The following is a 20,815-nucleotide window of genomic DNA, read 5'->3' as shown; positions in this document are numbered from 1 at the left end:
TCAGATGTAACGACCACAAGGGGAGCTGATGATGTCAGCTGAGACTGGGCACGTAATGCCTTGACTCTTTGAACCTGTAAGTTAACGCTTGCGTAGGGATGTGGATAGAAACCGACACTAGTACGATGTGAGGCTCTGTCCTGGCATCGTTTTTTCATTCTTGAGGGAATAAAAAGGTGTCAGAAAGAGACATATCAGCGCATTTCTATTCCTGCTCTTGTATCCTACATCGGAACAAAGGAGAGAATATATATGGACAAAAAAAGACTATTAATGCTTGTGGAGATTGCGATATTTGCAGCAATCGGTCTTGTGCTTGATCAGGTTTCCTTTAAAGTATGGGCACAAGGTGGCTCTGTTAGTCTAGTCATGGTACCTATTATGTTAATAGCATTTCGCTGGGGCTTAGTAGCTGGGCTAACAACTGGATTACTCGTGGGTGTAATGCAAACCATGTTTGGTGCTACGATTGTGCACTGGCTACAAGGATTCCTTGATTATGGTGTTGCTTTCACAGTTGTAGGATTAGCGGCGGTTGTGCGTGGACCCGTGTTGGCGGCTGCCAAAAATGCCAACAAAACAAAAATGGCACTTTACATTATATTAGGTACGGTACTTGCGGGCTTTTTACGATATGCAGCCCACACGATGGCTGGCGCTGTATTTTTTGCAGAATATGCTGGCGATCAAAATGCATGGATCTATTCCATCATCTATAATGGTACATATATGCTACCAGCAACTATTTTAACGGCAATTGTAGGCGTTCTTTTATTCACAGCTGCTCCACAATTAATGCAAAGAAAAGCATAAAACATGCCCCTCACATTTGTGAAGGGGCTTTTTTGTCGCAAATAACTCTTTGCGCACTTCGCAAAGTAAGGAAGCATACAATATTTAAAGCGTTTATCGTTATACGCATAACAAGTTATGTTATATTAAAGTATAGATATTAGATGAAAGGGACGTTATACATGATTGTAAAAACGCAAGAAGAGATTGAAGCTTTTAAAAAAATAGGACGCATTTGTGCTGAAATTCGTGAAGCGATGAAAGCTGCCACAAAACCAGGTGTTACAACATTGGAGCTAGATGAAATTGCTGGCCGTATGTTTGCAGAGGCTGGCGCGATATCTGGTCCAAAGGGAGAATATGATTTCCCAGGGTATACATGTATTAGTGTCAATGAAGAAGTGGCGCATGGTATCCCCGGAAAACGTGTTATTCAAGAGGGGGATATTGTAAATATCGATGTTTCTGGTTCATTAAATGGCTACTTTGCTGACACTGGTATTTCATTTGTGGTTGGTGATGGCTATGAGGACAAAGAAAAGCTATGTCGCGTTGCCAAAAGCGCCTTTGATCGAGCAATGACAAAGGTAAAGGCTGGGTCTAAATTAAATCAAATTGGTAAGGCAGTTGAACGTGAGGCGAATGCTAATGGCTTAACTGTTATTATGAATTTAACTGGTCATGGCTTAGGTCAATCTTTACATGATGAGCCGAATCACATTTTAAATTACTATGATGCATGGGATTCTACAATTATGAAAGAAGGTATGGTGCTTGCGGTTGAGCCGTTTATCTCAGCGAAGGCAGAGCATATTGTAGAAGCTGGTGATGGTTGGACATTCATTACACCTGATAAATCACTTGTAGCTCAAATTGAACATTCAGTCATTGTAACAAAAGATAAACCGATTATCCTAACATCATTAGACGAAGAATAGAATGCAATGAAATGAAAAATCCTGCTTACCAATTTATTTTTGGTAGGCAGGATTTTTTTTAATAAATAAAATACCAACAAAGAGAACACCACATAAAAAGAAGGCGGCGGTAGTGACAAGTAGCTCATCAAAACCATTATGTAAGGCGATTCCTATATAAGCCCAAATAAAAACACTAGGAAACAAAATATCAAAGTGATGGAAACGGATATGTAGCGCAAGTGCTCCACCTAATGTCAGCAAAATTACTGCCCAAAGAGGCGTACTAAGACCAAAGCCGTTCCAACCATAAGCCGTTAACGTAAAACTGATATTCGTAATAAAAATAAATGTCATCCATGCAAAATAAATGGAGAAAGGAATACGACCCGACATTGCTTTGTCATGAAGAGGGTACGTATTATACAACATAAATAAATACAAGACTAAGAGTAATGTAATGCCAAGTGAAACAATAAATAACTCATGATGCCATACGTATATCATCAATGCTTGCAATATATTTATGCAGCTAAAAAGCGCAGACTGTTTCATAGTTGTCTTTTTGATATTCATAACTAACCAATAACCGAGTAAAAAATAAATAAGAATCCAAATTACATGACTTACACTAACTGGTGCAAATACTACAGAAAAGCGATTAGCGATTTCTAGCATAGATTGACCGTTGATATTCACGAAAAAGGATGAAAAGGTTAGGATGAGTGAGACAAGATAAGAAATTGTCATCAAGATAAACCGAGGCATGTTTTCCTCTCCCTTCGTGTTAGATTTTATAGGGAAAAGACAAATAAGTATAGTACTGTCACTATTTTTATTATAACGGAAACTTTCAACAATGTATCGTGTTGTTTTGCTCGTAATATCTACAATTTACCATCTCAATAGGCATCCATATATTTCTTTAGTACAATAAGAATATCCAACCAAAAGGAGTGAAGTTTCATGGCACAAAATTTGAAAAACCTAGACCTATCCATTGAACTAGATAAAAAGATGTATAAAAAGAAATTAAAAGTACTCCAATATGAAATGTTAAATGCACAGCAGTTTTTACTAAAAAACAAAATAGGTTTAATCTTAGTATTTGAAGGAATGGATGCTGCTGGCAAAGGTGGCGCAATCAAACGATTGATTGAACGTGTAGATCCGCGCGGTTATGTGGTACACCCTATCTCAGCTCCACAGCCACATGAATTACGCTATAACTATTTACAAAGATTCTGGAGAAAATTACCGCAGCATGGACAAATCGCTATTTTCGACCGCTCATGGTATGGACGTGTACTAGTAGAGCGTATCGAAGGCTTTGCAACAAAGGATGAATGGTCTCGTGCGTATGAAGAAATTAATAATTTCGAGAAAATTTTAACTGCGGGAGATTACATAATTATTAAGTTCTGGCTACATGTTTCAGATGAAGAGCAATTAAAACGCTTTAAAGAACGTGAAGAAAACCCTTATAAATCTTGGAAGCTAACAGACGAGGATTGGCGGAATCGAGAAAAATCACCACAATATATTGAAGCGGCGAATGCAATGTTTGACAAGACAGATAAAAAGGATGCTCCATGGATTTTAGTTGCTGGAGACGATAAAAAACATGCGCGTGTTCAGGTGCTTCAAGAAACAATTGCACATATTGAACGTGAGGCTCAAAAACGTGGTCTTCATCTAACAAATGTATTAGCTAATGGACAGCTAGAGGATGCTGATTCATCCAGTTTAGAAATAATAAATGAGAAAAAGCAAGAACAAAAAACAAAATAATAAAATGGTGCTGCTGTAACAATAAGACATGAGCTGTTTTAGTTGTAGCAGCATCTTTTTTTACATACAATGAAATAAAACTAGGGTTTACAATCATTAGATTGTAGCCAATGTGAACAGAGAATGAGAAATGTACTGATATTTATTGGAAGGCTAGTGTGGAGAAATGGTGCTTAAAATTTGGAATTTATTAAGAAAAAAGGGTGGGAATGTGGTAACGATAAAGGGGGAAAAATGCTACATCCGCACATTCCAAGAAAAAGATGCACGAAGTTTATCGGGTCTCGTAAGCCGCAATAAATACTTTTGGTCTGTATACGAGCCACTACAAAAACCTGAATATTATACAGTTGATGCTCAATATAAAAAAATTCAAGAGAGTCTCTATTTAATGGAGTCAAAACGAGAATTTACTTTTGGTATTTTTGAGCATGGAACAAATAATCTAATAGGGCATATTGCACTTTATGCTGTAAAACGCTTACCGTACTCAAGTGCATTTGTTGGCTATGCGATGGATGAAATCTATGTAGGCAAGGGAATCGTCACAGAGGCTGTAAATATGGTGGTGAGATTCGCATTCGATCAAATTGGTTTACACCGTGTAGAGGCATATGTCTCTACACAAAATAACCCCTCTATGCGCGTATTAGAGAAGGCTGGATTTCAACAAGAGGGTCTGCTAAGGAGGCTACTGTATATTAATGGCCGATGGGTAGATCACTATATGTATGCGCGTTTAGAGGATGAATAGAAAAACAAGTGCCTATCCTTCACGAGAGATGGGCACTTGTTTTTTATTAGCTATTATTTGCTACCGTCTTCAATTAAATCAAGATGACCTGTATTCGGATCAATGATTAAACCATGAACAGGAACGTCTTTCACCATTAATGGGTGATTACGAATCGTATCGACACTTTTCTTAACACTTGTTGCTACGTCACCGAAACCACGTAAAAATTCTTTTAAATCAAAACCGGAATATTCCAACATTTTGATTGTTTCTGGATCAATACCCCTTGTCACCATTTCACTAAGCATAGCATCAGGGTCAACTGCACTCATTCCGCAGTCATAATGTCCAACGACATACACTTCATCAGCTTGTAGGCCATAGACAGCCACTAATAAACTACGCATAACTGCACCGAAAGGATGGCTCACTAATGCGCCAGCACTTTTCACTATTTTTACATCGCCATTCCGCAAATTCATAGCTTTTGGTAAAAGCTCTACAAGACGAGTATCCATACAAGATAAAACAACAATACGTTTATCAGGATATTTTGTAGTGATGAATGGTTCATATTTCTTTTCTTGTACAAACTCTTTATTAAACTCTAAAATATCTTGTAACATTGTCATGAATATTGCTCCCTTCCTTACAAAAATATTTTAGAGCAAAACGTTCAATATGCAAACAATAAAGACTTTTTTCAGATAATTTTTACAATAAAGAAGCAGTTTCCTACGCTTTAATAGATGAAAATAACTTGTAAGTGATAAAAAAACAGCTACCATTGCAGTAGCTGTTTTTTTATACATTAATATTCTTCGTTTGGCTTTGGATCTACAGTTACTGAAGACTTGCTATCTAAACCAACTTGTAGGTAGTGGATGAAGAATCCCGTTGAAATTAATAAAACTGCTGAAAAGCCAAGAACAGTTGTAATGAACATTATTAGAGCTCCTCTCTACTTAAATGATCTACTAAACTTCCCTAAAACAATTATACAATAGGTTACTAGGAAAATCTAAGGATAATTTATGACAACCTTAACATACTTAGCCTAGAATACTATTAGTAGGAATGGATTATTTAGATTGCCCAATTTCCATCGCGGAATATTGGGTCTATTTGATCATCATGAGTAATTCCATCTATATTCATCTTATCCGATCCAATCATAAAGTCTACATGTGTCAAGCTTTGGTTAAGACCATGTGCACTTAATTCCTCAGAAGTCATTTCTTTACCACCCTCAATGCAAAATGCGTAGGCACTGCCAATGGCTAAATGATTCGAGGCATTTTCATCGAATAATGTATTGTAAAATAATAAATTAGATTGTGAAATAGGTGATTGATGTGGAACTAATGCTATTTCACCAAGATAATGAGCACCCCCATCTGTTTCAATAAGGGAAGCTAAAATTTCTTGTCCTTGCTCTGCCTTCACGTCAATGATACGACCATCCTTAAATGTTAAAGTGAAATGATCGATAATATTGCCTCCGTAGCTTAATGGCTTAGTACTGGAAACATACCCATTAACACCTGTTTTTAAAGGGGCTGTAAAAATTTCTTCTGTAGGCATATTGGCCATAAATGCTTGGCCCTGTGTATTAATACTACTGCCACCTGTCCACACATGATGTGTAGGTAACTCAATAGTTAGGTCAGTGCCTGGAGCAGTATAGTGGAGCGACTTATATTGCTTCCCATTTAAATAATCAGCTTTGCTATGTAATTCCTGATCGTGAGCATGCCAAGCTTCTATAGAATGTTCAACGTCAATACGTGTCGCTGCAAAGATGGCTTCCCATAATGCATCCATTTGTTGTTCCTCTTGTAAGTGAGGGAATACTTTTGCTGCCCAGGCTTTAGATGGAGCAGCGATAACTGACCAACTAAATTTATCAGACTGTAGCGATTGATAATAGTTTGCTAATGCTTTACCAGATGCTTTTTGGAAGGCCATGATTCTGTCACGCTCTATACCTTTTAGTAAATCTGGATTTTGTGAGCTAATGCTTAAGAAAGCGGCTCCGTGTTCAACCAACCATTCACGCTCTTGCACTTTCCATGGCGGGAAGAAATCAAATGAGTCTTTTGGTGCTCCCTCATAACGAGCACGTACAAGCTCGTCATCCGATAAATCGACAAATACCTGTTTTGCACCATTTTTATAAGCTATTTTGGTAATTATTTGCGCCAATTTTAGGTTATCAGTCGAACAGCTTATATAAAGATACTGACCTTTTTGGATATTTACTCCTACTTTCACAGCTAATTCGGCATATTTTAGTAATTTTGTGTTAAATGATAATAACAAATTCATATCCCCTTTCGATATAAGACAGTTTAGTGTAATATTCTTAATTCAATATAATCAAAAATGGTCGAAATGTGAATAAAAAGCATTAATTACATCGAAAAATAAGTGAAATACATTTATACTAGGAATATATATATTTAAAATATGGAAAAACAGACGAAAATAACAGTAATAGTAGATTTGGAGGTTCTAGGATGGATAAATCGTCGATTATAGGGTTAATACTTGCCTTAGTAGCACTATTAACGGGGATGGTGATGAAGGGTGTAAGCTTAAGTGCATTTTATAACCCTGCAGCCATTCTAATTATCATTTTTGGTACTATTTCAGCAGTAACAATTGCCTTTCCAATGCAAGAGTTAAAGCGCGTACCGAAGCTATTTAAAATTCTTTTTAAAGAAACGAAATTAGCGAATGATATAGAAATTATTAAAATGTTTTCACAATGGGCTGACTTAGCTCGTCGTGAAGGACTATTAGCACTTGAAAGCAAGGCTTCTGAAATTGAAGATCCATTTTTAAAAAATGGTCTTACATTAGCAATTGATGGTCAAAATGCTGACTACATCCGTGATGTACTAACGGAAGAAGTGGAAGCAATGGAAGAGCGTCATGCTAGTGGGTCTGCTATTTTTACGCAAGCAGGTACATATGCACCAACTTTAGGGGTTCTTGGTGCAGTAGTAGGGTTAATCGCCGCATTGGCTGATATGAACGATATCGAAAAGCTTGGACATGCTATTTCGGCTGCTTTCATGGCTACATTACTCGGTATCTTTACAGGTTATGTTTTATGGCACCCATTTGCGAACAAGTTAAAGCGTAAGTCTGCTTTAGAAGTAAAACAAAAGAGAATGATGATTGAGGGTATCCTTTCAGTATTAGAAGGGGAGGCTCCACGTGTAATTGAACAGAAACTATCATCATACTTAACGATGGAAGAACGTCGTCAAATTTCTGGTGAAAGCGGGGCGGGTGGCCTTGGCAAAGAAAGCTAAGAAAAAAAAGCATGATGAACATATTGATGAATCTTGGTTAGTTCCATACGCAGATATTTTAACTTTGCTCTTAGCTGTGTTTATTATTTTATTTGCCTCAAGTTCAGTTGATCAAGAAAAGTTAGAGAGAATGTCGGCGGTATTTAGTCAAGTATTTGACGGTGGAACAAGCTTTCTAGAGCAGCCTGCACCAGTACCAAGCCCGAATGCAGATAGCGACCAAACGCCACAGCAAAATTCGGCCTATTTAAAGGATCAACAAGAGCTAGCAGCTATTAAAGATAGTGTGGACAACTTTATTGCAGTTAATGAGATGGAAGGTCAATTTGCAACTGAAATGACAGATGAGGGATTGCTTGTAACTATCCGTGATAGTATTTTATTTGATCCTGGTAAAGCAACGATTAAACCAGAATATATTCCAATTGCAAAAGAGCTTGCGGATGTATTAGTGTCTAATCCACCTCGTAATATTGTTATTACAGGTCATACAGATAATGTGCCAGCTGGCCCTAACTTCTCATCAAACTTGGAGTTATCATTAATGCGTGCGTCTAATTTTTACATGGTATTATTAGATAGTAATTCACAATTAAAGTCTGAGAACTTTAGTGCGAAAGGCTATGGTGAAAACCGAGCGATTGCTCCAAACGATACAGCAGAAGGTCGTGCACAGAACCGACGTGTAGAAGTGCTTATTCAGCCATTGGTTACCGAAGATGGTTCAGAAGCAAAAAATACACAATAATAAAAAGCTATTAGCGGCTGACCAATCGTCACATGCTAATAGCTTTTATTTACTTTACTTACGTAAAGACCCCAATTCAGCAACAATCGCTTGCATTTCACTTGGGCTAAATGTTTCTCTTTTCATCACCATCTCATATAAATACACTAAATCTTCATAATTAGCTTCATCGAAATGTTCTGATTTCATTGCATCAACATTCACCATGCGTAGCTTGTCCTTCATTTGATCCACCATATACACTACGTTTTCCTTAGACGGAACTGATAAATCCATTTTTTACCCTACCTTTCATAATCCTCGCACATATCATTTCATTGAATAAAAAAAATGTCAACTCCGTATTTGAGCATTGCTTTAAAAATAGACTGTTATTGGGTAGAATAAGTGCAGGAAGCTGTTTATTTATGAAATAATAGGGAATATGCAAATACACAAGCAGGGGGTTATAAATATGGGTCAGAGTAAATTATTAGCTTCAATCGTAGCAGGAGCAGCAGTTGGTGCTGCATTAAGTATGCTCGATCGTACAACGCGTGAAACAACAATTGCTACAACTAAAAAAATGAAGGAAGCCATCACATATTATGCATCAAATCGTGAAGAACTACAGGTGCTAGTGGAGGAAAAAGTGCTGGCAGCAAAAGTGCTTTGTGAAAGCGTGTCTGATAATGTTAACACGATTGCTGAGAAGGTTGATGAATTTAAAGAATTACCTTCCACAATACAAGGGATGATTGAGGACACGAAATCAGCCTTTACTTTACCTGAAAAAGAGTAAAGGAAGCTTTAGGAGGAATTATATGGAAGGAAAAAAAGCAACAATGCAAAATGCTTTTGGGTTCGTAAAGTCGTTTGTCTCTCCTGAGGAGGAATCGATTGACGTGATGACATCCAAAGGCTTTGTTCAAGATTTAATAAGTCGGCTAAAGCGAGTTGAAATATCTGCGCTTGCTGCACAATTGGCTTATTTCTTTTTACTATCGTTCTTCCCCTTACTTATTTTCTTAGTGACGCTATTACCGTATCTAAATTTAGAAATGACACAGGTCTATTCATTTTTAGTGAATATCTTACCAGATGAAGTGTATAAGCTGATTGAAAATACGCTGAATGAGATTTTAACAAATCGAAATAGTAGTTTATTGTCCATCGGGGTTCTCGGTACAATTTGGTCTGCATCGAAAGGTATTAATGCGCTTATTCGAGCTTTAAATAAAGCCTATGATACAGAGGGGAGAGCTGGCATATTGGATAGAGGGTTGTCACTGGTTTTTACAATCGCTCTTGTAATTGTGATGGCTGTCGCTCTCTTACTACCAGTTTTTGGTCAGCAAATAGGGCATTTCCTATTTTCAATCGTTGGAATTGAGGAGCAATTTGAATCTATTTGGCACAAATTAAGATGGTCAATACCACCTTTACTTATTTTTATCGTTTTAATGGGAATCTACTGGGTCGTTCCAAATACAAGCCCGCGTTTAAAAATAATGGGTGTATGGCCAGGGGCGATGTTTGCGACACTTGCCTGGTTAGCAGTCACATATGGTTTCTCTTTCTATATTAATAATTTTGCAAATTATTCTGCTACATATGGTAGTATCGGTGGTGTCATTATTTTAATGCTCTGGTTATACTTTACGGGGATTATTATCATCTTTGGTGGGGTATTAAATGCTACCATGCAAAAAAGGGCACTACAAAAAGAACTTCATGAGTAAGGAAATAACAATAAAACAAAATGAGCCTCGCTTTTCTTTATGAGAAAGGCGAGGCTTTGTCATTAGATATTTTTATTGAGCATGCGTAAACCGTTTAAAATAACTAGAATTGTACTACCTTCATGTCCGATTACACCTAAAGGTAGGTCGACTACTTGTAAAAAGTTAGAGGCGATTAATAAAACAATAACACCGATAGAGAAGAAGATATTTTGTTTTACAATACGCTGCATTTTACGAGATAAGCGCACAGCATAAGCAATTTTGGATAAATCATTTTTCATTAACACAACATCCGCTGTTTCTAATGCAACGTCTGTTCCTTCACCCATCGCAATGCCAGTAGTTGCCGTAGCTAATGCAGGGGCATCGTTAATACCGTCGCCGACCATTCCAACAAATTGATGTTGTGTAAGTAGGCGTTTCATTTCAGTAACTTTTGTTTCAGGTAGACATTCTGCTACATATTCGGTAACGCCAGCTTCCTTTGCAATGACTTTGGCTGTTTTTTCATTGTCACCTGTGAGCATTACTACTTGAATACCGAGATCTTTTAATAGAGCTACAGCCTTTTTAGCTTCGCTGCGTACAGTATCTTTTAGAGCTGTTAAGGCAACAATACCATGCTGATCCCGAATAAAAATAACTGTTTTCCCTTCTGCGGCAAGTTTTGTAGCTGCACTATTTGCAAAGTCATTGGCAAGCTGAGTACCAACAAACTCAGGTTTCCCTACTTGATACTCCTCATTGTGGATCGTCCCTTTTATACCCCAACCAGGAATATCCTCGATTGTTGCCTGTGGTAATGTGTTAATTCCTTCTGCTTTAGCGTATGTGGTAATGGCTTGAGCTAGTGGGTGATTGGATTGCGATTCAATCCCTGCAAGCTTTGCTAAAGCTAGATTACGATCTACGCCTTCTCGGACAATAAAGTCTGTAACAACTGGTTTCCCCTGTGTTAAAGTACCTGTTTTATCGACAGCTAAAGCACGTAAAACACTGAGATGCTCTAAATGTAAGCCACCTTTAAAAAGCACACCATTTTTTGCACCATTTGAGATGGCTGCTAGTGTTGCAGGCATAATTGATGCTACGAGTGCACAAGGGGATGCAACCACCAATAACACCATTGCTCGGTAAAATGTCGTTGTCCAATCCCAGCCGAGTAAAAAGTGGGGAAGGAACATCATTAAGGCAACACCTAATAACACAAATTTTACATAAGACCCCTCAAATTTTTCGATGAATTGTTGTGAGGGAGATTTTTCACTTTGCGCACTTTGGACAAGTTGTATAATTTTTTGGAAAAGTGTTTCTGAATTTGCTTTGGTCATTTCCATCGTAATAGCACCATTTAAATTTACTGTGCCTGCAAATACTTCGTCACCTTCGATTTTTGAGACAGGAATCGGCTCTCCACTAATAGCCGATTCATCAATAGAAGACTGTCCTTTGAAAATAATACCGTCTGCTGGAATGCGTTCACCTGGTTTTATCAATAAATGATCGCCGATATTTAACGTGGACACGGACACTTTCATAGGTTCAAATTCGCCACGCACTAACCAAGCTTCTTCTGGCTGTAAATTCATAAGTGCTGATATTTCACGATGACTTTTATTCATTGCATATGTTTCAAGTGCACCACTTACTGCGAAAATGAAAATAAGAATAGCTCCCTCTGTCCAATAGCCGATTGCTGCAGAACCAATGGCGGCTAATACCATCAATAGCTCTACATTTAATTTTCGATCTTCAATCGTTTCTTCAATGCCCTCTTTTGCTTTTGCGAATCCACCTACAAAAAATGCAATTAAATATAGTAGAACTGAAGCAGTTGTTTGTCCGCTCGTGTCTAAACGCCATGCAAGTAAGATGAAAATGCCCGCCATCAATGCAGCGATCAATTCAGCATGTTCTTTTGTTTTCTCAATTAAATTTATATTTTCTCGATTAGAGTATTCCATCTATATCCCTCCTGATAATGAAAATCAATATCAAAACCTTTATAAATTAATATTTATTAAAGTTTTTAATTGGAAATGGATTTCAATTACCATCTCTTTTATTTAGAATTATTATAACAAAGGAATTTATAAAAATAAAGTAGGAAGTTTGAAGGATATTTACTTTGACCATAGGGTGATGATGATAGGGGATTTTAAATAAAAAAAGCACAGTCTATTCACTAGGAATATTCTGTGCCTTACAAAATGGTGCAATCAAATGGATGACTACTACCGTTTATTTAATTAGAAAACTCTTTCTGCATGCAAAGCAAGTTTATCTAATGATGATTTATCGACATCTGCATGTAGAGAGTTACCATGTGAGTCCATTGTTACAACTGCTGTAAAGTTTTCTACATTTAAGTGCCACATAGCTTCAGGAATACCAAATTCCATTAAATCAACGCCGTCAACACCTTTAATGCAGTCTGCATAGTATTGGGCTGCTCCACCGATTGCATTTAAGTAAACGCCACCATGTTCATTTAGAGCTTTTAATGTTTTTGGTCCCATTCCACCTTTACCAATCACAGCACGGATACCGAATTTTTTCATGATATCACCTTGGTAAGGCTCCTCACGAATAGAAGTAGTTGGTCCAGCTGCTTTTACTGTCCAGTGGCCTTCCTCATCTTTTGCCATTACAGGTCCGCAGTGATAAATAACTTGTCCATTTAAGTCCACTGGTGCATCGTGGCTCATTAAATGGTGGTGGATAGCGTCACGGCCAGTATACATACGACCAGTAATAGAAACGACATCTCCCACTTTTAGTGAGCGAATTTGTTCTTCCGTAATTGGTGCAGTAAGCTCTACTAGATTTGTAGTTGTATCTTCTGTTGTAGCAGCTACTTCATCTTCTTTGAACGTGATTTTTTCACCTTCTTGGTAGTGCCAATTCATAATTTCACCTGTTTGTGGATCGATGTCCACAGCCATACGACGGTAAGCCCAGCAGTTATAAGCTACAGATACATAGAAGGAAGCAGGGATACGGTGCATCACTCCAATTTTACAGCCTAGTAATGTTGCTTCACCACCGAAGCCCATTGTACCAATACCAAATGTATTAGCTGTTTTGACAACATACTCTTCTAATTTTGCAAGATCTGAATTTGGGTTTGTATCTTCAACATGGCGGAATAATTGTTCTTTTGCTAAATCGTAGCCAGAAGAACGATCTCCACCAATGCCTACACCGATGAAACCAGCTGAACAGCCCTGACCTTGTGCTTGGTAGACAGAGTGTAAAATACATTTACGAATACCGTCTAAGTCACGACCTGCACGACCAAGACCTTCTAATTCGCATGGTAAGCTGTACTGAATGTTTTTATTTTCACAGCCGCCGCCTTTTAGAATTAATTTAATTGTAATGTAATCCTTTTCCCATTGTTCGAATTTCATAACTGGTAAACCATCACCAAGGTTATTCCCACTGTTTGCACCAGTTAAAGAATCTACCGCGTTTGGACGTAATTTAGCATCTGCTGTTGTATCATTGATTGCTTTTTTGATTGCAGCTTTAATTTCTAATTGGTTTACGCCAACAGGTGTATAAATTTTGAAAGTTGGTAGCCCTGTATCCTGACAAATTGGTGACACATTATCTTCTGCCATAATAATATTATTTGCAATTGTGTCTAAGCTCATTGCAGCACGTGTACCAGCATTCTCAGCTTCTTTTGCTTTTTTAATAGCACGACGTACATCCTTAGGTAAATTCGTAGATGTTTCAGTAATTAAATCATAAAGACTTTTCTCCAAAGTTTGTAGATTCATTGGTATTGCCCCCCATAGAAAAATTGATTATTTCCACGTTACATTATACTCTTTTCAACTAATGAAAAAAAGAGTCCTTATCTGAGAGCCCTAAATTAAAGCTTGTTTTCATAGTATTTTGAGAAGGGGTTGATTTAATAGAACGTTTGTTCTAAAATAGAAGTGAATCCACATTTAGGAGGAATTTGAATGGCTGCTAAAACTTTACTTGAATTACCGGAAGAATTTGAAAAATATAGACCATTAATAGAAGAAACAATGAAGCCTGTTGTATTGGTTGATACGAAGGTAAGCAAAACATCTTTATTTCAAAGTAAGTTTGCAGGGGATCCCTATTTTCCACTGTCGATGGAATATCCAACAAATAACAATGGACAACCTTTGAAGCTATTAGCTCAAATTAATTTTACAGAAGTACCAAAGCATCTAGCGAATTTTCCAGAAGAGGGAATATTACAGTTTTATATTGATGGTTATGACGATGTATTAGGAATGGATTTTGATAATGGACAAAATCAAGAAGGATTTCGTGTTATCTTCCATGAATCGATCGTGCATGATGAAACAAAGCTCGTTCAAGATTTTTCATTTGTCAAATTAGTGGATGAGGAGATGTATTTTCCTGTAGAGCGTGAAATGGCACTATCCTTTCAAGCAGGCTTTGAACCATTGTCCATTGATGATTTTAGAAGTAATGACATGTACGCTAGTATCTTAACATCAATAGAGGATGATGATACATTAGAAGATGCTTTCTATGATGCTTTGACTGGTGATGGACATAAAATAGGTGGGTATCCGTACTTTACACAGGAAGATCCACGAGCATACGGTGATTATACGGACTCTACAATCATGTTATTACAGATTGATAGTGTAGGTGATGATATCCTTTGGGGCGATTGTGGTGTCGGCAACTTCTTCATTACAGCAGAAGAGCTAAACAATAAAGATTTTAGCAAGGTACTTTATAATTGGGACTGCCACTAAAAAAACAAGCGAGCGCATAATGTGCTCGCTTGTTTTTGACTCATTATTGTTCACGAGCATTAAACTGCTCCATTTTATCTTCTAAATCATCCATCATTTGAATTAAGCGATCGATATCCTCTAATTCAGCAGTTTCGGGATCAAGGGCATCTAATACTTCTAAAAAAATTTCAAGACGCTCTTTTAAGTAGGTTACTTGCTGTTTTTTATCAGTGATTGGCTTTGACATTCGTACACCTCATTTCATCCCTTTTATCGTAGCTGATTTGGGCTTAAATTTCAATGTTTAGGTAAACACCTAGGACTAAGAGATTAATTTTAAAAATCAATAGGCAGAATATTTACAATATTGAGGTTGTATGTTAAAGTTGTTTTAAGATAAAGTAAAGGAGCTGATTGGAAAAAGTATCATTGCAAAGCTAACTCGAAAAGGAGGGAGTTTAAACAAGTATCCGGTAATAATCAAAAGCCGAATTTCGTGTTTATACAATTAAATGAATATAAGGATTAGTTAGGCCTTAGCGTAAAATCACATGTGGTGAGCGCTAAGGCTTTTTGATATGCTGTTCTTTGGAAGAATGACGATATTGGAGGAAAAGATGACATACTTCTCAGATTACAGCAAAAAACGATTTACCATTTTAGTATTAATTGTATCCATATCAGGCTTTTCACAAGGGATGCTGTTACCGCTTATTTCGATCATATTTGAACGGGATGGCGTATCCTCGGCGTTGAATGGCTTGAATGCAACAGGCTTATACATAGGAACACTATTAATCTCACCATTTATCGAGCAGCCTTTACGAAAATGGGGCTACAAACCAATTATTTTAGTTGGAGGAGCACTTGTTTTTGCATCTTTGCTAGCATTTCCCTTCTGGAAAAGTGTGACCTTCTGGTTTGTCCTTCGTTTGCTCATTGGAGTAGGGGACCATGCCTTGCATTATGCGACCCAAACATGGATTACAAGCACAGCAGATCATAAAAGTTTGGGAAAAGGAATGGCCATCTATGGCTTGTCATTTAGTATAGGCTTTGCCGTAGGGCCACTTATGGTGAAGCTGATTGAGATTGCTGAAGCGTTACCGTTTATCATATCATCCATCATGTGCTTGTTTGCATGGTCTTTTGTATTTTTCTTACAAAATGAAAAACCAGAGCGACTAACGGGCGACTTAAATGCAAGAGGATGGCAACGCTACAAAATGGCTATTTTATTTGGATGGATGGCGTTTTTAGGACCTTTCGTTTATGGATTCCTTGAGTCTTCATTAAATGCTTTATTCCCAGTTTATGCTTTACGCAAAGGCTACGAAGTAGGTATGATCCCTATTATTCTATCTGTCTTTACATTTGGTGGGATTTTAACACAAGTACCACTTGGTGCATTAGGGGATAAAGTAGGAAGACGGAATATCTTGATGGTAGGCTCGTTTGGAGGCGCTATGCTTTTTGCAATCGCCAGCTTTTTAGAGCACTCTCAATTAGCTGTGGCTATAGCATTTTTCTTAACAGGCACTTTAGTTGGCTCCATGTTTTCTTTAGGGATTACATACATGGCTGATCTAACACCAAAAGAGTTACTGCCTACAGGAAATTTACTTTGTGGAATTGCTTTAAGTATTGGTAGTTTAACAGGGCCTTTTTTAGGTGGCGTTTATATAGAATATGTAAAAAATTATAGCTTCCTTTTACTTGTAGCAATGTTGTTGCTAGCTGTTGCTATGGTGCTACTTGTATTTGGACGCCAAAAGCATAAACAAACATTAATGGCAAAATAAAAAGAGCGGGGCTCATCTCCCGCTCAAAAACAAAAAACGCCCAGCAAATCCGTGCTGTTATGGCGTTTTTTTGCGTAACAAGGATGTTCCGTCCAAGTTACATAGGTTTGGCACCTAGAAATGTATTATACAGGCATGTTCTTATGAAAGCAATAAAAAATAAAATGGGTAATTTTGGACTTTATACATCTTTCTCTTTATAATGAAAGAACACTTGCTTAAGAAGGAGGTTTTATCATGACTGAAATGAAAAAACTATCTATTCATCGTGCCTTAACAGAATTAAAGATGCTGAACCTACGAATTGAGACAGCGACGAATGAGGTTAGTGCAGTAGTAGCTAATCGAAAAAGTAATCGTAAAATGAATGGTGTAGACATTCAAGAATATGAAAAGCAAATGCAAGCGTCCTATGATAAGGTGGTAGGCTTGATTAGCTATCGAAATAAAATAAAAGCTCTAGTTGTACAGTCTAACGCTAGCACAAAGGTGATAGTTGGTAAGGAAGAAATGACTGTAGCAGAGGCAATCGAACGGAAACAATCTATTCAATATGAAAAGAATTTGCTAGAAATCATGCAGCATCAATATCGTTCAACCATTAATACCGTTGCCAAAGAAAATGATGCATTACCTGCAAAACTGGAAACCTATTTAATTAACATATTAGGTAATAAAGATAAACAGTCTCCAGATGAAGTCAAATTACATACTGAAACATTTATGAAGAGAAATGAGTATGAAATCATTGATCCTTTAAATGTCAAAAAACAAATTGAGTCATTGAGCACTCGTATTGAAGAATTTGAATCAGAGGTTGATGCTGTCCTATCGGAATCAAATGCTACGACATTTATTGAAGTGGAAGCTTAACGAAACAAATAGGCATGGTCTAGCGAAAATGGAAAACGAAAAGTCGCTCGCGCTTAAAGGCATGTGTGCGAGTTAAAACGTAAAACATGTCTTACTCAAAGGAAACTTTCAACTAAACTGATATGAAGGTTTAAAGGTTAAAGGTGAAAGATCAAAACTTACGTGTCAAAGTTCTTTTGATAAAAGCTAAAAGTTTAACATTTAAAAATCTATTAAATCCTGGGGTATTGGTTAAGGTATCGACTTTTCTGGACCGTCCATCATCCACCAGGCAGCCTGTGCTGTGCGTTACATAAAAAGGACATCTCAATTTATTTTGAGATGTCCTTTCAGACTGTAATTACAGTCTTTTTTATATTGTCTACTTAAAGGGGAATAAGCAATGTTTCTTTGAAAGGTATGCATTTTTATGAAAGATAATTTAGTGATTTATTATTCCTATAATTTGAATTGGAATTTGCCAGAGACAATTCAAAACGAAGCAAAAGCATTTCTTTGTCAAATTCCCAATGAACTATTGCCACTTATATTTCAAAAATATTCAAAAGAATGTTGGGAGAACGCAGTCGATGTCGTCATATCTATCGGCTATCCAAATAACAAAGTGGCTTTGCCTAAGTTATATGAATTATTTAAGGATTTGAATTGGCCAGGAGCATCAAAAGCCTTAGATTATATAAAGAGTCTAGAACGTCATGTGAATAGTATATATATAGAAAATGCTTGTGCTAAAGCTGTTGAGGAAAATGATACGGAATGGCTTTATTTTTTGTATGAGGTAAGTGTACAACTACATATTAATAAAGACGATTTTAAAGATATTAATTTATATCACGGAATGAAAAATGCTTATGAAGAAGCTTGAATTGAATATTTTTATTGAGAAAGAGTAGCATGTGCTACTCTCAGACTGTAGGCAAACTTTCAAATTTTTTGAGTTTGTCTACAGTCTCACACATCAATTAATTTTGATGTGTTTTTTATTTATTCATTCATATAAAAAGGAAACCAAGGTAAAAAAGATGCAGCCTGTAATATACAGACTGCATCTAAAAAGTCGCCAAACTATTTCTGATACTCAGGTTTTAAAACCATGCTACAAACGCATTCCACCTGTGCCGTCTGTGCGAACATATCGACAGGCTGGATATACTCAACATGATAAAGCTTTGATAATTGTTGTAAATCCTTCGCCAAAGTGGATGGATTACAGGACGTATAAACAAAACGCTTAGGTTTTAGCTTAAGCACTGTTCGAATAAATTCTGGTGCTAGTCCAGTTCGTGGTGGGTCTACTGTAATGACATCTGGAGTAAAACCTTCCTTGCGCCATTTGGCAAGGACACTTTCGGCTGTGCCGACTGCATATTTTGTATGCTTGAAGCCATGGTTGCGCGCATTTTTACGCGCATCTTGAATACTTTCTGGAATGACATCCATCCCACGTACTTCTTTCGCCTGATCTGCTAGCCATAGCCCAATTGTTCCAACACCACAATAGGCGTCAACAACTGTTTCTTTCCCCGTTAATGCAGCGGCCTTTTTTATTTCATCATAAAGATGAACAGTTTGTGTTGGATTTAGCTGGAAGAAGGCACGAGCTGATAAATCAAAGGCTAGTTCACCAAGCTCTTCATGAATCGTTTCCTTGCCATCCAGTACAATGGTTTCATCACCAAATATTAATGATGTTTTTTCACGATTAATATTTTGTGCTATCGATACGATACTCGGATCGATTTTTTTTATACGTGTGATAAGTTCAGTTAAATGAGGGATTTCTTTTCGTGTTGTGACAAGAACTACTTGTGTCTCACCAGTACGAATCCCTGTACGTACAACAATCGTACGCACTAAACCATCTAGCGTACGACCGTCGTATATAGTGATATTTAGTTTTTGCAAAATCTTTCTTGTGGCTACGGTAATTTTAGAAGTGACTGGGTGCTGTACGAGACAATCATTAATATTCAAGAGCTTATTGCTTCCTTCAGCAAATAAACCTGCGTATACACGCTTACCCTCTTTACGTACTTGGAATTGGCTTTTATTACGATAGTGCCAAGGATTATCCATACCAAGTGTTTTACGTACTTCGATCGTTTCAGTTAAAGGTTTGGCATAACGTTCTAATGCTTGAATGACAATGTCTCGCTTTTCAAGTAGCTGTTTATTGTATGTCATATGTTGAAGCTGACAGCCACCACATTCGTTATAAACTGGGCAAGGTGCCTCCTGACGATGCTTCGAAGCTTTACGAATGTCTAAAACTTCTGCTTCAGCAAAATTACGCTGTGTTTTCGTCACCTGAGCTGTAATTTCTTCTCCGGGAATAGCTCCTTTTACAAAAACTACATTACGTTTATAAAACCCTACACCCTCACCATTAATACCAAGCCTTTTTATTGTTAGTGGGAATTTTTGTCCCACGGTCATTGTTGTTTGCTGCGTCAAACATTCCACGTCCCTGCTCTATAATGTCATCTCCCCATTATAACGAAGGAGCAGGCGATTGCAAAGCGACAGGAAAATCTTCATATTCCAATACTAAATCGTCAAGCGATAAGAAGGTATAGCCCTGCTTTTTAGCTTCCGCAATAAACATTGGTAAAGCTTCGGCATTATCCTGTGCTACAGTATGCATTAAAATAACAGCACCAGGATGTAATTGTTCCATAAGTGCGTTATAGGCATAATCCGCACCACGACGTTCATCCTTCATCCAATCCTTGAAAGCCACAGACCAGAAAATATGGCGATAGCCTTCAGCATTTCCGACTTCTAAAAGTTTTGCATTGAAAGAACCTTCAGGTGGCCGAGCATATGTTGTACGATCAATTCCAGTTAATTCACGTAACTTCCCATCAAATTTCCGCCATTCCGCACGCATTCCATCTGGAGAAAGTCGCGCCATATTGGGATGACCGTATGAATGATTCCCAATAATATGACCGTCTTCCACCATGCGTTTCACTAAATCGCTGGCACTGTCTAAATAATGCCCTGTTAAAAAGAAAGTTGCTGGTACATTTTCTTTTTTCAATGTATCCAAAATACTTTCAGTAAAGCCGTTTTCATAGCCATTATCAAATGTTAAATAGGCAATTTTTTTATCTGGCTTTCCTTTGTAAATCGCACCATATTGGTCAAGTAGCTGATCAAGCTGCGCTCCTGCTTCCGCCTGCTCACCATTTTTAGCACGCTTAAAGCCCCAATGGTGCTCATCAGAACCAGCAGCGAAATAAGGATTAATACTAATTCCTGCGGCAATAATAAAAGTAGCAATTACCGCACCTACAATATGTTGTCTCCACATAAAAAACGCATCCTTTCTTTTTCATTAGAATGC

Annotated in this window: 22 protein-coding genes and 1 riboswitch; of the genes, 12 read left to right on the top strand and 10 right to left on the bottom strand. The window is 37.4% G+C overall.

The window, feature by feature from the left end:
• The first annotated feature begins 8 nt into the window (after positions 1 to 8).
• A riboswitch (TPP riboswitch) is annotated at positions 9 to 116 on the top strand.
• 136 nt (positions 117 to 252) lie between these two features.
• Both thiT and map read left to right on the top strand, forming a co-directional pair.
• Positions 253 to 813, top strand: coding sequence for an energy-coupled thiamine transporter ThiT (gene thiT, locus MHI04_RS19170; protein WP_141905437.1), 561 nt, complete (start codon positions 253 to 255; stop codon positions 811 to 813).
• A 161-nt stretch (positions 814 to 974) separates the two neighbouring features.
• The gene (gene map, locus MHI04_RS19165; RefSeq protein WP_036123336.1) at positions 975 to 1,730 is read left to right on the top strand and encodes a type I methionyl aminopeptidase; all 756 of its coding nucleotides are present in this window, start codon (positions 975 to 977) and stop codon (positions 1,728 to 1,730) included.
• A gap of 33 nt (positions 1,731 to 1,763) precedes the next feature.
• Here map and MHI04_RS19160 read toward each other — a convergent pair whose 3' ends face one another.
• Positions 1,764 to 2,477, bottom strand: coding sequence for a hypothetical protein (locus MHI04_RS19160; protein WP_036123333.1), 714 nt, complete (start codon positions 2,475 to 2,477; stop codon positions 1,764 to 1,766).
• 198 nt (positions 2,478 to 2,675) lie between these two features.
• Between MHI04_RS19160 and MHI04_RS19155 the strand changes: the two genes are divergently transcribed.
• Together MHI04_RS19155 and MHI04_RS19150 are read left to right on the top strand one after the other, a co-directional pair.
• Positions 2,676 to 3,500 (top strand): polyphosphate kinase, encoded by an 825-nt coding sequence (locus MHI04_RS19155; RefSeq protein ID WP_036123330.1) that lies wholly within the window; start codon positions 2,676 to 2,678, stop codon positions 3,498 to 3,500.
• A gap of 166 nt (positions 3,501 to 3,666) precedes the next feature.
• A complete protein-coding gene (locus MHI04_RS19150) occupies positions 3,667 to 4,254 on the top strand; it encodes a GNAT family protein (RefSeq protein WP_051891670.1) in 588 nt (195 codons plus the stop codon).
• Between the two features lie 53 nt (positions 4,255 to 4,307).
• Here MHI04_RS19150 and MHI04_RS19145 read toward each other — a convergent pair whose 3' ends face one another.
• The 3 genes from MHI04_RS19145 to MHI04_RS19135 all read right to left on the bottom strand — a co-directional run bounded on the left by MHI04_RS19145 (position 4,308) and on the right by MHI04_RS19135 (position 6,564).
• Positions 4,308 to 4,868, bottom strand: a complete 561-nt coding sequence (locus tag MHI04_RS19145) for a carbonic anhydrase (protein ID WP_036123327.1) — start codon at positions 4,866 to 4,868, stop codon at positions 4,308 to 4,310.
• 179 nt (positions 4,869 to 5,047) lie between these two features.
• Entirely contained in the window at positions 5,048 to 5,182 is a 135-nt protein-coding gene (locus MHI04_RS19140; protein ID WP_255358791.1) for a hypothetical protein, read from the bottom strand.
• Between the two features lie 140 nt (positions 5,183 to 5,322).
• Positions 5,323 to 6,564 (bottom strand): aminopeptidase, encoded by a 1,242-nt coding sequence (locus MHI04_RS19135; protein WP_036123325.1) that lies wholly within the window; start codon positions 6,562 to 6,564, stop codon positions 5,323 to 5,325.
• Positions 6,565 to 6,755: 191 nt separating this feature from the next.
• Between MHI04_RS19135 and motA the strand changes: the two genes are divergently transcribed.
• Complete coding sequence (gene motA / locus MHI04_RS19130) at positions 6,756 to 7,559, top strand: flagellar motor stator protein MotA (protein ID WP_036123322.1); 804 nt, start codon at positions 6,756 to 6,758, stop codon at positions 7,557 to 7,559.
• Positions 7,543 to 8,307 (top strand): flagellar motor protein MotB, encoded by a 765-nt coding sequence (gene motB, locus MHI04_RS19125; protein WP_036123321.1) that lies wholly within the window; start codon positions 7,543 to 7,545, stop codon positions 8,305 to 8,307. The genes motA and motB overlap by 17 nt, the downstream gene beginning before the upstream one ends.
• A 54-nt stretch (positions 8,308 to 8,361) precedes the next feature.
• Here the strand turns inward: motB and MHI04_RS19120 are convergent, their stop codons facing one another.
• On the bottom strand, positions 8,362 to 8,583 hold the full coding sequence (locus tag MHI04_RS19120) for a DUF1128 domain-containing protein (protein ID WP_036123318.1): 222 nt from the start codon (positions 8,581 to 8,583) through the stop codon (positions 8,362 to 8,364).
• A 178-nt stretch (positions 8,584 to 8,761) separates the two neighbouring features.
• Between MHI04_RS19120 and MHI04_RS19115 the strand changes: the two genes are divergently transcribed.
• Positions 8,762 to 9,088, top strand: coding sequence for a hypothetical protein (locus tag MHI04_RS19115; protein ID WP_058843701.1), 327 nt, complete (start codon positions 8,762 to 8,764; stop codon positions 9,086 to 9,088).
• A 22-nt stretch (positions 9,089 to 9,110) separates the two neighbouring features.
• Positions 9,111 to 10,028 carry a YihY/virulence factor BrkB family protein gene (locus MHI04_RS19110; protein WP_342535105.1) on the top strand — a complete coding sequence of 306 codons (918 nt, stop codon included), beginning with the start codon at positions 9,111 to 9,113 and terminating at the stop codon, positions 10,026 to 10,028.
• 62 nt (positions 10,029 to 10,090) lie between these two features.
• Here the strand turns inward: MHI04_RS19110 and MHI04_RS19105 are convergent, their stop codons facing one another.
• Together MHI04_RS19105 and MHI04_RS19100 are read right to left on the bottom strand one after the other, a co-directional pair.
• Positions 10,091 to 11,995, bottom strand: a complete 1,905-nt coding sequence (locus MHI04_RS19105; RefSeq protein WP_342535104.1) for a heavy metal translocating P-type ATPase — start codon at positions 11,993 to 11,995, stop codon at positions 10,091 to 10,093.
• Between the two features lie 285 nt (positions 11,996 to 12,280).
• Entirely contained in the window at positions 12,281 to 13,819 is a 1,539-nt protein-coding gene (locus MHI04_RS19100; RefSeq protein WP_036123075.1) for a fumarate hydratase, read from the bottom strand.
• 189 nt (positions 13,820 to 14,008) lie between these two features.
• Between MHI04_RS19100 and MHI04_RS19095 the strand changes: the two genes are divergently transcribed.
• Positions 14,009 to 14,809, top strand: a complete 801-nt coding sequence (locus MHI04_RS19095; protein WP_036123072.1) for a YwqG family protein — start codon at positions 14,009 to 14,011, stop codon at positions 14,807 to 14,809.
• 43 nt (positions 14,810 to 14,852) lie between these two features.
• Here MHI04_RS19095 and MHI04_RS19090 read toward each other — a convergent pair whose 3' ends face one another.
• Positions 14,853 to 15,038, bottom strand: coding sequence for an SE1561 family protein (locus tag MHI04_RS19090; RefSeq protein WP_036123069.1), 186 nt, complete (start codon positions 15,036 to 15,038; stop codon positions 14,853 to 14,855).
• Positions 15,039 to 15,408: 370 nt separating this feature from the next.
• Here MHI04_RS19090 and MHI04_RS19085 point away from each other — a divergent pair, with 370 nt between their 5' ends.
• The 3 genes from MHI04_RS19085 to MHI04_RS19075 all read left to right on the top strand — a co-directional run bounded on the left by MHI04_RS19085 (position 15,409) and on the right by MHI04_RS19075 (position 18,331).
• On the top strand, positions 15,409 to 16,593 hold the full coding sequence (locus tag MHI04_RS19085; protein ID WP_036123066.1) for an MFS transporter: 1,185 nt from the start codon (positions 15,409 to 15,411) through the stop codon (positions 16,591 to 16,593).
• A 237-nt stretch (positions 16,594 to 16,830) separates the two neighbouring features.
• Positions 16,831 to 17,466: a hypothetical protein gene (locus MHI04_RS19080; protein WP_036122261.1), complete on the top strand. Its 636-nt coding sequence runs from the start codon at positions 16,831 to 16,833 to the stop codon at positions 17,464 to 17,466.
• A 409-nt stretch (positions 17,467 to 17,875) separates the two neighbouring features.
• Positions 17,876 to 18,331 (top strand): hypothetical protein, encoded by a 456-nt coding sequence (locus MHI04_RS19075; protein WP_271910993.1) that lies wholly within the window; start codon positions 17,876 to 17,878, stop codon positions 18,329 to 18,331.
• A 200-nt stretch (positions 18,332 to 18,531) separates the two neighbouring features.
• Here MHI04_RS19075 and rlmD read toward each other — a convergent pair whose 3' ends face one another.
• On the bottom strand, positions 18,532 to 19,920 hold the full coding sequence (gene rlmD / locus MHI04_RS19070) for a 23S rRNA (uracil(1939)-C(5))-methyltransferase RlmD (protein WP_036122258.1): 1,389 nt from the start codon (positions 19,918 to 19,920) through the stop codon (positions 18,532 to 18,534).
• Between the two features lie 37 nt (positions 19,921 to 19,957).
• Positions 19,958 to 20,782, bottom strand: a complete 825-nt coding sequence (locus MHI04_RS19065; RefSeq protein ID WP_342535103.1) for a polysaccharide deacetylase family protein — start codon at positions 20,780 to 20,782, stop codon at positions 19,958 to 19,960.
• Positions 20,783 to 20,815 lie beyond the last annotated feature (33 nt).

It is taken from the genome of Lysinibacillus sp. FSL K6-1151 (assembly GCF_038630755.1).
GTDB lineage: Bacteria > Bacillota > Bacilli > Bacillales_A > Planococcaceae > Lysinibacillus > Lysinibacillus fusiformis_D.
This window is presented reverse-complemented; position numbering and strand designations above follow the sequence as displayed.